This is a genomic window from Synechococcus sp. R70.1 (assembly GCF_047461675.1).
In the GTDB taxonomy this organism is placed as follows: Bacteria; Cyanobacteriota; Cyanobacteriia; order Thermostichales; family Thermostichaceae; genus Thermostichus.
Map to the genome: position 1 here is coordinate 1 of NZ_JANSHR010000059.1, position 11,244 is coordinate 11,244.

9 protein-coding genes are annotated in these 11,244 nt (G+C 61.0%); 6 read left to right on the plus strand and 3 right to left on the minus strand.

Features of this window, described 5'->3' with window-relative positions:
• Positions 1-259: 259 nt before the first annotated feature.
• Both psbA and carB read right to left on the minus strand, forming a co-directional pair.
• A complete protein-coding gene (gene psbA, locus NW807_RS07815) occupies positions 260-1,318 on the minus strand; it encodes a photosystem II q(b) protein (RefSeq protein WP_414425758.1) in 1,059 nt (352 codons plus the stop codon).
• Positions 1,319-1,641: 323 nt separating this feature from the next.
• Positions 1,642-4,866, minus strand: coding sequence for a carbamoyl-phosphate synthase large subunit (gene carB / locus NW807_RS07820; RefSeq protein WP_414425759.1), 3,225 nt, complete (start codon positions 4,864-4,866; stop codon positions 1,642-1,644).
• 119 nt (positions 4,867-4,985) lie between these two features.
• Here carB and purN point away from each other — a divergent pair, with 119 nt between their 5' ends.
• The 4 genes from purN to trpD all read left to right on the plus strand — a co-directional run bounded on the left by purN (position 4,986) and on the right by trpD (position 7,487).
• Positions 4,986-5,636, plus strand: a complete 651-nt coding sequence (gene purN, locus NW807_RS07825; RefSeq protein ID WP_414394840.1) for a phosphoribosylglycinamide formyltransferase — start codon at positions 4,986-4,988, stop codon at positions 5,634-5,636.
• Between the two features lie 86 nt (positions 5,637-5,722).
• Entirely contained in the window at positions 5,723-6,073 is a 351-nt protein-coding gene (locus tag NW807_RS07830) for a hypothetical protein (RefSeq protein WP_414425760.1), read from the plus strand.
• Between the two features lie 44 nt (positions 6,074-6,117).
• Positions 6,118-6,420 (plus strand): hypothetical protein, encoded by a 303-nt coding sequence (locus NW807_RS07835; protein ID WP_414425761.1) that lies wholly within the window; start codon positions 6,118-6,120, stop codon positions 6,418-6,420.
• Positions 6,421-6,455: 35 nt separating this feature from the next.
• On the plus strand, positions 6,456-7,487 hold the full coding sequence (gene trpD / locus NW807_RS07840; protein WP_414425762.1) for an anthranilate phosphoribosyltransferase: 1,032 nt from the start codon (positions 6,456-6,458) through the stop codon (positions 7,485-7,487).
• On the opposite strand, the gene NW807_RS07845 is transcribed toward trpD, so the two are convergent.
• Entirely contained in the window at positions 7,484-8,110 is a 627-nt protein-coding gene (locus tag NW807_RS07845) for a nitroreductase family protein (protein ID WP_414394834.1), read from the minus strand. The two genes, trpD and NW807_RS07845, sit on opposite strands and share 4 nt — an antisense overlap.
• A 207-nt stretch (positions 8,111-8,317) precedes the next feature.
• On the opposite strand from NW807_RS07845, the gene dapA reads away from it, so the two are divergent.
• Positions 8,318-9,238: a 4-hydroxy-tetrahydrodipicolinate synthase gene (dapA, locus tag NW807_RS07850; RefSeq protein WP_414425769.1), complete on the plus strand. Its 921-nt coding sequence runs from the start codon at positions 8,318-8,320 to the stop codon at positions 9,236-9,238.
• A 182-nt stretch (positions 9,239-9,420) separates the two neighbouring features.
• The coding region (locus tag NW807_RS07855; protein WP_414425763.1) for a ribonuclease J at positions 9,421-11,244 on the plus strand (1,824 nt) is incomplete at its 3' end.

An 11,244-nucleotide genomic window follows, 5' to 3' on the forward strand; every position in this document is an offset into this window, starting at 1 on the left:
GCTAGTGGCAGAGTCCACCCCTACCACCCCGCCAGAGGGATCTCCACAGGCGTGACTTCCCCGCAAGCTGCAGGTAGTTGCTCCTTGCCCCCATAAGGCACACCGGCTAAAGACGGAGCCAACTTTAGCCTAGGCAAAGTGCCTCCCAGAAAAGATGTACTCGCAAGCCTACTAGCTCAGCCCATCTCCGTCAAGGCAGGAGGTTGGTTATGCCACAAAGTGGCTGATTGTCCAGTGAATCAAGGACTAGAGGAGAGCCCTAGTCCGCTTTAGCCGCCAGCAACAGGGGGAAGTGGTGGGCATTGGGGGCGTGCATGGCCTGGATCCCCAAGTTGGCGCGGTTGAGGAGATCGGCGTAGGTGGGGATGAACCGGCCCTGGCTGTCCAGGATGGACTGGTTGAAGTTAAAGCCATTGAGGTTAAAGGCCATGAGGCCGATGCCGATTGCCGCCGCCCAGATCCCTAAGGTAGGCAGGGCCGCCATCCAGAAGTGGACAGAGCGGCTGTTGCGCCAGCCAAGGCTGGGGATCCCCAACCGCCCCAAGAAGGCGTAGTGGCCGGCCAGGAAGTTGTAGGTGACCTCCTGCTGGCCAAAGCGGTAGCCGGCATTGACTGACTCCTCTTCTGAAGTCTCCCGGATCAGGCTAGAGGTTACCAGGGAGCCGTGGAGAGAAGCCAGCAGGGCGCCGCCAAACACCCCCGCCACTGCCAGTTGGTGCAGCGGGTGCATGAGGATGTTGTGTTCCGCCTGGAAGGCGAGCATGAAGTGGAAGGTGCCGGCAATCCCTAGCGGCAGCCCCTCTGAGAAGCTGCCCTGGCCGATGGGATAGACCAGGAGCACCGCTGTAGCGGCAGCCGCCGGCGCAGAAAAAGCCACTGCAATCCAGGGGCGCATGCCCAGCCGGTAGCTCAGCTCCCACTGCCGGCCCAGGTAGCACCACACCCCGATGAGGAAGTGAAACACGATGAGCTGGTAGGGGCCGCCGTTGTAGAGCCACTCCTCCAAAGAGGCAGCTTCCCAGATGGGATAGAAGTGCAAGGCAATGGCGGCTGAGGTGGGCACCACCGCCGCAGAAATGAGGTTGTTGCCACCCAGCAGGGAGCCAATCACCGGCTCGCGGATCCCGTCCACGTCCACCGGCGGCGCAGCGATGAAGGCAATCACAAAACAAAAGGTTGCCGCCAACAAGGTCGGGATCATCAATACGCCAAACCAGCCGATGTAAAGCCGATTTTCGGTGCTAGTGATCCATTGGCAAAAACTTTCCCAGCTCCAGAGCCGCCGTGCGGCAGCGGAGCGCCGAACAACCACACTCATAGGCCAACTCCTAGAAAATTTGAGGAGAGCTTTCTCCCACTTGCTCTTAGCAAAGTGACCTCAGGAAGTTACTCAGCCTTGCCCTGAGGATTCTTCTCCTTCCACGCTAGACAGTCTCAAGAAAACTGCCAAGGATACCTAACGTCTGCAGCCAAAATGTGAAATAAATTGATTTATCGATACAAACATGCAGATTAGTATTGCAGTTTATATTCCACCCCTTTTCCCAGGCCTCAAGAGCCAGTTTTTGCAGTCGAGAACTTCAGGATTTCTTAAGGTGGAGGTCTTAAGGATTTCTTCAGAAAAGCAACCCCGGCAGGCTCCTATCGCCCAATTTCGGCGTGAAACTCCTGCAGGGACTTCACCCCCAGGGATCCCGACTGCAGAGCGCGGATGGCAGCAGCAGTAGCCCTGGCTCCAGCCAGAGTAGTGACCAAAGGGATCTTGTAGGCCAGGGCGGTGCGGCGGATCTTCCGTGCATCCTGTTGGGCTTCACCGCCAGAAGGGGTGTTGACGATAAGCTGAATCTGGCCGTTCTTGATGGCGTCGATGACGTGGGGCCGGCCCTCGTGCAGCTTGAGCACCTTCTCGACGGGGATCCCGTGCTCGGCCAAAACTTTCTGGGTTCCGGCAGTGGCCAGCAGGCGAAAGCCTAGCCTGACCAACTCCTGGGCCACTGGGATCACCGCCTGCTTGTCGCGGTCGTTGACGCTGATGAACACGGTGCCCCCTAGGGGCAGGTTTTGGCCAGCAGCCAGTTGCGCTTTGGCAAAGGCGCGGCCAAAGTCGGTGTCAATGCCCATCACCTCCCCAGTAGAGCGCATCTCCGGCCCCAGCAGCGTGTCGGTGCCGGGGAACTTGTGAAACGGCAGCACCACTTCCTTAACAGCCACGTAGGGCGGGATCACCTCCTGGGTAAAGCCCAGCTCTGCCAGGGTTTTGCCGCTCATCACCTGGGCAGCGTAGGCGGCCAGGGGGTGGCCAATGGCTTTGCTGACAAACGGCACGGTGCGGGAAGCGCGCGGGTTGGCTTCCAGAACGTAAACCTGCTCTTTCTGGACGGCGTATTGGACGTTAATGAGCCCCACCACCTTGAGAGCTTGGGCCAACTTCACCGTCCAGTCGCGGATCACCTGCAGCACAGCAGGGCTGAGAGTGCGGCTGGGCAAGACACAGGCGGAGTCGCCCGAGTGGATCCCGGCCTGCTCAATGTGCTCCAGGATGCCGCCGATGGTTACAGCCCCAGTGTGGTCGGCGATGGCGTCCACATCTACCTCCACGGCATCCTCCAAGAACTGATCCACCAGCACGGGACGGTTGGGATCCACCGCCACCGCTAGCTGCATGTAGCGCCGCAGATCTTGATCCGAATAGACAATCTCCATGGCCCGCCCCCCCAGCACATAGCTGGGCCGCACCACCACGGGGTAGCCAATGCGCCGGGCAATCTCCAGGCTCTCCTCCACGCTGCGGGCAAGGCCGTGGGCTGGCTGGCGGATCCCCAATTCCTCGAGCAGGCGCCCAAACCGGCCGCGATCTTCGGCTATGTCGATGGAGTCAGGAGCAGTACCCCAGATAGGCGCTTGGGCTGCGGCTAGCCCCTGGGCCAGCTTCAGGGGGGTCTGGCCGCCAAACTGCAGGATTAGACCTAGCGGCTGCTCGGCCTCGACGAGGTTCATCACCTCTTCGTAGGTCAGGGGCTCAAAGTAGAGGCGATCAGCGGTGTCGTAGTCGGTGGAAACGGTCTCGGGGTTGGAGTTGACCATGATGGTCTCATAGCCAAGGCGTCTGAGGGCAAAGACGGCATGACAGCAGCAGTAGTCGAACTCAATCCCCTGGCCGATGCGGTTGGGACCGCCCCCCAGGATCATCACCTTTGGCTTGGCGGTGGGGAAGGTCTCGGATTCGCTCTCGTAGGTGGAGTACTGGTAAGGGGTGGCCGCCTCGAACTCGGCAGCGCAGGTGTCCACGGTTTTGTAGGTGGGGATCACCCCCAGGGCCTTGCGGCGATCCCGCACCTGGGCTTCCGTGCAGCCGGTCAGGTGGGCAATTTGTCGGTCGCTAAAGCCCATCTGCTTGAGATGGCGCAGGTCTTCGGCCGTTAGGGATCCCAACTCCCGCCCTTTAAGGGCTTGCTCCACCTCCACCAACTCCTTCAGCTTGTCGATAAACCAGGGATCGATGTGGGTAAGCTGGGCAATTTCCTGGACCGAGAAACCCATGAGCAGGGCCGTGCGAATGGTCAACAGGCGGAAGGGGTTGGGGGTGCGCAGGTTGGCCCGCACTTCCTCTGGGGTTGGGAAGACTTCCGGCCTGTCGCTGCCAAAGCCAGGGCGGTCGATCTCCAAAGACCGCAATGCCTTCTGGATGGACTCCTGGAAGGTGCGGCCAATGGCCATCACCTCCCCCACCGACTTCATCTGGGTTGTCAAAACGGGCTCCGCCCCAGGAAACTTTTCAAAGGCAAAGCGGGGGATTTTGGTGACGACATAGTCAATGGTGGGCTCAAAGCTGGCAGGGGTTTTGCGGGTAATGTCATTGGGAAGCTCCGGCAGCGTGTAGCCCACAGCCAGCTTGGCGGCAATCTTGGCAATGGGAAAGCCAGTGGCCTTGCTGGCCAAAGCAGAAGAGCGAGAGACCCGCGGGTTCATCTCGATGACCCGCACTTCGCCATTGGCGGGGTTGACGGCAAACTGCACGTTGGATCCCCCCGTTTCCACCCCAATCTCGCGCATGATGGCGATGGCGTAGTCGCGCAGCCGCTGGTACTCCTTGTCGGTGAGGGTCTGCGCCGGGGCCACGGTGATGGAGTCGCCGGTGTGAACCCCCATGGGGTCGATGTTTTCAATCGAGCAGATGATGACCACGTTGTCCGCCAGATCCCGCATCACCTCCAGCTCGAACTCCTTCCAGCCGATGATCGACTCCTCCACCAGGATCTGGGAGATTGGGCTGGCCTCTAGGCCGGCAGCGCAGATTTCCTCCAGTTCCTCTTGGTTGTAGGCCACGCCGCCACCTGTACCTCCCAAGGTGTAGGCGGGACGGATGATGAGGGGGTAGCCAATTTCTTGAGCAATCTGTTTGGCTTCTTCTAGGCTGCGGGCCAACCCTGAGCGGGGGACGGCCAGGCCAATTCGCTGCATCGCCTGCTTGAACAGCTCCCGGTCTTCAGCTTTTTCAATGGCCTCGCGCTTGGCCCCAATTAGCTCCACCCCGTACTGGTCCAGGATCCCGCGCCGGGCTAGCTCCATCGCTACATTGAGAGCTGTCTGTCCCCCCATGGTGGGAAGGAGGGCATCAGGGCGCTCCCGCTCGATGATCTGGGCCACAAAGTCTGCCGTCACCGGCTCGATGTAGACGCGATCCGCCATACTGGGATCCGTCATGATGGTGGCCGGGTTGGAGTTGACCAGGATGACCTCGTAGCCCTCCTCTCGCAGGGCTTTGCAGGCTTGGGTGCCCGAGTAGTCGAACTCGCAGGCTTGGCCAATAACAATAGGCCCCGCTCCGATGAGCAAGATCTTGTGAATGTCGGTACGACGCGGCATGGGATCCCTAGGGTGGCAAGGTCAGCCTTCTATTTTAAGAGGCGGGCCCAGCTTGGGCGGTAAGATGGTGTACCTTGGGCAAGGAGCCTCGGAAAGGGTTGCTGTTGGAAAGCCTTGAGATGAACTTGCCCAGCCTCCTCTGGCCCGATCCTGGCGAGATCCCAGCTCCTCCTCGGCCCGGGATCCTGGGTGTTTTGGCTTCCGGCAACGGCAGCAACTTTGAGGCCATTGCCCAGGCCATCGAGGCCGGCGAGCTGCCAGCCCACATCGCTGTTGTGATCACCAACAATCCTGAGGCCTATGTGCGGCAGCGGGCGGAGCGCCGAGGGATCCCCTGTGTCCTCCTTAACCACCGCGACTATCCCAGCCGGGAGGCGCTAGATGCCGCCATTGTGGAGGTGCTGCAGCAGTATCAGGTGGAGTGGGTGATCATGGCCGGCTGGATGCGCTTGGTGACTCAGGTGTTGCTGTCTGCCTATCCGGAGCGGGTTTTAAACCTTCACCCCAGTCTCTTGCCCAGCTTCAAGGGCCTACGGGCTGTGGAGCAGGCGCTGGCGTGCGGCGTAAAAATCGCCGGCTGCACCGTCCACCGGGTTACGTTGGAAATGGACAGCGGCCCCATCGTGGCCCAGGCGGCGGTGCCGGTCCTGCCGGAAGATACCGTGGAGTCGCTCTACCGGCGCATCCAGGCCCAGGAACATCGCCTCTATCCTCTGGCTATCCGCCTCTGCTTGGCCGAGGGATCCCTCTCCCCGAAGCCTCCCTCCTAGAAGGCGCACCCCATGGCCAAGATCTCACCCCTTCTTGTTTTCGATAGCTCCGCAATTCTGGCTGGGCGACTGGCTCGGTGGCAGGAATGGGCCCGCTTCGGGGTGTGTGTGCTGCCTCAGGCGGTGCTGGCGCTGAGCTGGAGCGCCTGGCCCGAGAAGCCATTGAGCCTCAGGAAGAGTCGACGGCGCGTGCCTTTTTGCGCCACCAGCCCAGCTTGGGGTTTGCCATCTCAGCAGCCCGCGCCTGGGTCGAGGAGGTCAACGCCAGCGGCCACTCTCTAAGAGCTCGCCTGGAGCAGGCCGTTGCCGAGTGCGCCTACGCCCTGGCCCAGCAGCAGCCAGGATCCCTAGTGGTGGTGGTGAGCAACGATCGGCCCTTGGTAGGGCGGATCCAGGAACTGAACTGGGGGTCTCCAACCTCTGCGCCATCTCTCTAGCCGAGCTCAACCGCTGGGTACGCCAGCAGCAGCGACCTCAGGCGGTGGCCAGGGCTTTGGGACGGCTGCCGCGGCCTCCCCTTCCCGCCACGCCGCTCTCTTCTCGTCCTTCGGCCCGACCGCCTTCTCCAGTCAGCCAGGGATCCCGGGGATCTCCGCTGGGCTTGACCCCAGCAGGGGTACAAAAGGCCCTGGCGCTGGTGTGGGCCTTGGCCTTTTTCTCGGCAGCGGGCTTGTTGGCCTGGCGCTGGTTAGATCCCAAGGGGAGCGAAGGGATCTGGCGGCAGCTGCCTCTGTCCCGGATCCCTTGGCTGCGGGATCGCAGCAGCCCAAACAGGGCATACTAGGGTGAAGGCTTTCTCGAGACTCGTCCCTAGTAGCCATGACGGCAACGGCTGACCTTTGGCCCCAGCTTTTAGGCCAACTGCTGGAGCGGCAATCCCTTAGTGAGGCCCAGGCGGAAGAGTTAATGAACGGCTGGCTCACCAACCAAGTGCCGGAGGTGGTGTCGGGGGCAATCCTAGCAGCTCTCCAAGCCAAGGGAGTGAGCGCCAGCGAGCTGGCCGGCATGGCGCGGGTGCTGCAACGGGCTTCTCTGGGATCGCCGCTGGACCTGCCCCTCTTGGTGGATACCTGCGGCACCGGCGGGGACGGGGCTGGCACTTTCAACATTTCCACCGCCGTGGCCTTTGTGGTCAGCGCTGCCGGGATCCCGGTGGCAAAACACGGCAACCGTTCGGCCTCTGGCAAGGTGGGCTCGGCAGACGTGCTGGAGGCTCTGGGGGTGAACCTCAACGCCAAGCCAGAGCAGGTGCGGGCCGCGGTTACCGAAGTGGGCATTACCTTTCTCTTTGCCCCCCACTGGCATCCAGCTATGCGGGCGGTAGCTCCCTACCGACGGGCTCTCAAGGTGCGCACCGTTTTCAACCTGCTGGGGCCCCTGGTCAATCCTTTCTACCCCAACCGGCAGGTTGTCGGGGTTTACGCGCCGGAGCTGGTGCCGGTGGTGGCCGAGGCCCTGCGCCTGCTGGGGCGGGAAGAAGCCATCGTACTCCACAGCCGGGAAGGCCTTGACGAAGCTGGCCTCGCTCAGCCCACGGACCTGGGCGTTCTCTCCCAGGGATCCCTACACCTAGAGGTCTTGAACCCGCAGGATTACGATCTCACGGCCGCACCCGTCCAGGCTCTCCAGGGAGGGGACTTGACAGAAAATGCTGCCATCCTCACCCGCGTCCTCCAGGGAGGCGGCGAGCTTGCCCAGCGGGATGTGGTGGCCCTCAATGCAGCGCTGGCGCTTCAGGTGGCGGGAGCTGTGGCTGACTTGAGAGCTGGAATTGACCGAGCGCGGGAGATCCTTGCCAGCGGCGCCGCCTGGGATCGCCTGCAAAAGTTGGTCAACTTTCTGGCTTCCTAAAACTCCCGCCCTCGCCCAAAAGCCAGCACCTCGTCTACCCCTAGGCGGGGCTTGCGCGGCAGGTTGCCCGGTGCAGGGTAGCCCACCGCCAGCAGCATCACCGGCACGTAGCGGTCGGCAATGCCGAACTCCCGCTTTACCCCTTCTGGGTCAAAGCCAATCATCGGCCCGCTTGCCAAGCCCTTTGCCTGCGCCGCCAGCATCAAAGCCATGGCTGCCAGGGCCCCGGAGCGAATCGCCTCATCCCGCGCCAAAGTGGGGTTGTTGGCGTAGGTGGCTTGGGCCATGTTCACCCAGCTTTCCGCCCCTTCCGGGGAGAGGAGGCCCGCAGCGACGGCTCTTTGGACAATTTCAGGCAGCTTCTCATACCCCCGCAGATCCCCCAGGACGATGAACACCACTGCCGCGTCCGCCACCTTCTGTTGGTTGTAGGCCAGGGCTTTGAGGCGCTCTTTGTCTGCAGGATCGGTGACGGCTACGAACCGCCAGTGCTGGATGTTAAAGGAGGAGGGAGCTTCCGTAGCATAGGCAACCAGCTCCTGGATCTCCGCCTCCGACAGGCGGCGGCTGGGATCAAACTTGTCGGCGGAGATCCGCTCTTTGAGGGCAGCTAGGACGTCCATGGGGATCCTCGAGAAGAGCTGCTACCAGAAAACCGAGGACAAAATCGCCTTCTCCCATCCAGCTTATCCAGCCTAGGGCCTCAGCAAGATCCCTCTCCCGAAGGCAGGTATGATAAAGGGATGATTGGAGCTGGATGCCCCCAGCTCCTTTGGGGAACCTCGAAGTAGCCAATAGCAAGCGGTGTGGTTGAGGGGGAAAGGCAAGCGGTGGACTTCGGGCGCGTGCTGACGGCAATGGTGACTCCCTTTACGCCTGAGGGGGAGATCAACTACGAAGAAGCCGCTCGCTTGGCTGATTACTTGGTAACCCACGGCAGCGATGGCTTGGTGGTCTGTGGCACCACTGGCGAGTCTCCCACCCTGAGCTGGCAAGAAGAGTACGAGCTGTTTCGGGTGGTGCGAGATGCCGTGGCTGGCCGAGCCAAGGTTATCGCCGGCACGGGCTCCAACTCCACCCGCGAGGCCATCGAAGCCACCAAAAAAGCGGCTCAGTTGGGCCTGGATGGCTCTCTCCAAGTGGTGCCCTACTACAACAAGCCCACCCAGGCGGGGCTCTACGAGCACTTCAAGGCCATTGCCCAAGCCAGCGACTTGCCCATCATGCTCTACAACATCCCTGGACGCACGGGGGTAAGCCTACAGCCGGAAACGGTGGCGCAATTGGCGGAGATGGAGACGATTGTCGCCATCAAGGAAGCTAGTGGTATCATGGACGTAGTTTCTGAAATTCGGCGGCTTACCCCCTCCCGCTTTAGCATCTACTCAGGAGATGACTCGCTGACCTTGCCGATTTTGTCTTTGGGGGGGAGAGGAGTCGTCAGCGTAGCTAGCCATTTGGTTGGGCTACAGCTTCAGGAGTTGATCCAGAGCTACCACAGAGGACAGCCCGAACAAGCCCTGGCTCACCATCTCCGCCTGCTTCCGCTGTTTAAGGTTTTGTTCATCGAGACCAACCCCGTTCCCATCAAGGCGGCGCTAGAGATGCAGGGTTGGCAAGTAGGTCGGGTGCGCCCTCCGCTAGCGCCTCTGCAGGCCAGCTCTCTACAGGTTTTGCGACAAGTGCTGCAAGGGATGGGACTACTGGATGGGGCCCAGGGATCTGAACAAAAAGCAGCAAAAGCTTCATGACTCTGTCTAACTAGGGGGCTTTCGGAGGGGTCTTTCGTGGCATTTTCCCGACTGGAAAATGGACAGGTCCTAGTAGCCAAATTCAGCTAGCACCGCTGACTTGGCTGGCGGGGTTTGTCTGGAGGGGTTTTTGGTTGGCTGAATTGTTACAAACCGTTACATCTAGAGGATCCACAGCGTCTATGCGAACACCACGGACTTCAGTTGCCTCTCGGTCAGCAGCTGCTCCAGCCCGGCCCACTTCCTCTTTGCAGATGATCCCGCTAGGCGGGGAGCGGGAGATCGGCAAAAACACCTGGGTCTTCCGCTACGAAGACGACATCATCCTGGTGGATGCTGGCCTGGCTTTCCCCGATGAGACGATGCACGGGGTCAACATCGTGCTGCCAGACATGACCTATATCAAGCAAAACCGGGACAAGCTGCGGGCACTGGTGGTTACCCATGGCCACGAAGATCACATCGGCGGGATCCCTTACCACCTACGGGAATTTGACATCCCGGTCATCTATGGTCCGCGCTTAGCACTGGCCCTGCTGGAGGAAAAACTGCGCGATGTGGGCCTTTTGAGTCGGACGGAATTGCGCCCAGTTGGGCCGCGGGATATTGTGCCCCTGTGCAAGAACTTCTTTGCCGAATTCATTCGCAATACCCACTCTTCCGCCGACAGCTTTACGATAGCCTTGCACACGCCGGTGGGCGTTGTCATCCAGACGGGCGACTTCAAGATCGACCACACGCCGGTGGATGGCGAACGCTTTGACCTCCATCGGCTGGCCGAGCATGGGGAAAAGGGCGTGCTTTGTCTAATTAGCGACTCCACCAACGCTGAGGTACCCGGCTTTACTCCCTCTGAAGCCGCAGTAGTGCCGGGCCTTACCAAAGCCATTGCGGAAGCCAAAGGACGGGTGATTATCACCACCTTTGCTTCTTCGGTGCATCGCCTCAATTTGGTGTTGCAGATTGCCGAGCAGCAAGGCCGGGTGGTGTCTCTGCTGGGTCGCTCGATGTTAAACGTAGTGGCCCATGCGCGGCGTCTAGGTTACATCCGCTGCAAAGACGAGACGCTGCAGCCCATGCATGTCATCAACAGCCTGCCGGACGACAAGGTCATCATCCTCACCACTGGCTCCCAAGGCGAGCCTCTAGCCGCTCTGACCCGCATTGCCAATGGCGAGCACCCGCAGTTGCAGATCAAGCCAGGAGATACCGTGATTTGGTCGGCCAACCCCATTCCCGGCAACACGCTGGCGGTAACGCGAGTCATCGACAAGCTGATGGAGCTGGGGGCCAATGTTATCTACGGCAAAGACAAGGGGCTACACGTCTCTGGCCACGGCTGCCAGGAAGACCAGAAACTGATGATTGCCCTCACACGCCCCAAGTTCTTCGTCCCTACCCACGGGGAATACCGCATGCTGGTCAAGCACGCCGAAACAGCAATGAGCATGGGGATCCCGCGGGAAAACATCGTGATCATCAACAACGGCGATGTGGTGGAGGTTAACCAGGAGCGCATCGCTGTTGTCGGCAGGGTGCCGGCGGGGGTGCAGATGATCACCGCTTCCCACGATGGGGTGCTGATGGACGAGATCCTGCAAGAACGGCAGCAAATGGCCAGAGATGGGGTAGTGACGGTGGTCATCAGCCTAGATGGCAGGGGCAGGCTGCTCTGTACGCCTCAGGTGCAGCACTTGGGCTTGGCGGGAGAGGGCAACTTTAAGGGATCCGACCTAAAACCCCTGGTAGAGGACACCCTCCAGCAAGCTTGGCCGCGCTTTGCCCGATCGCTAGAGCGGGGGAGCCTTGAGGTTGACTGGGCCGGCCTTAAGGCGGAGGTGGAGCAAGTGGTGCGCCGCTTTGTGCGGGAACAACTGCCCGGCAAGCCGACAGTGTTGGTCTTTGTGCAGTCGCCCGAAGAGGAGTCTGTGCCAGTAGCTTCCCTGCCGGTTGGGGAAGCCCAGCTCGACCAGGAACGGCTGGCCCTAGGACGGCGGCGGCGCTCC

Excerpts from the sequence above, each read along its gene's own strand:
- psbA (WP_414425758.1), bottom strand. The coding sequence starts at position 1,318 with ATGAGTGTGGTTGTTCGGCGCTCCGCTGCCGCACGGCGGCTCTGGAGC.
- carB (WP_414425759.1), bottom strand. The coding sequence starts at position 4,866 with ATGCCGCGTCGTACCGACATTCACAAGATCTTGCTCATCGGAGCGGGG.
- purN (WP_414394840.1), top strand. The coding sequence starts at position 4,986 with ATGAACTTGCCCAGCCTCCTCTGGCCCGATCCTGGCGAGATCCCAGCT.
- NW807_RS07830 (WP_414425760.1), top strand. The coding sequence starts at position 5,723 with ATGGGCCCGCTTCGGGGTGTGTGTGCTGCCTCAGGCGGTGCTGGCGCT.
- trpD (WP_414425762.1), top strand. The coding sequence starts at position 6,456 with ATGACGGCAACGGCTGACCTTTGGCCCCAGCTTTTAGGCCAACTGCTG.
- NW807_RS07845 (WP_414394834.1), bottom strand. The coding sequence starts at position 8,110 with ATGGACGTCCTAGCTGCCCTCAAAGAGCGGATCTCCGCCGACAAGTTT.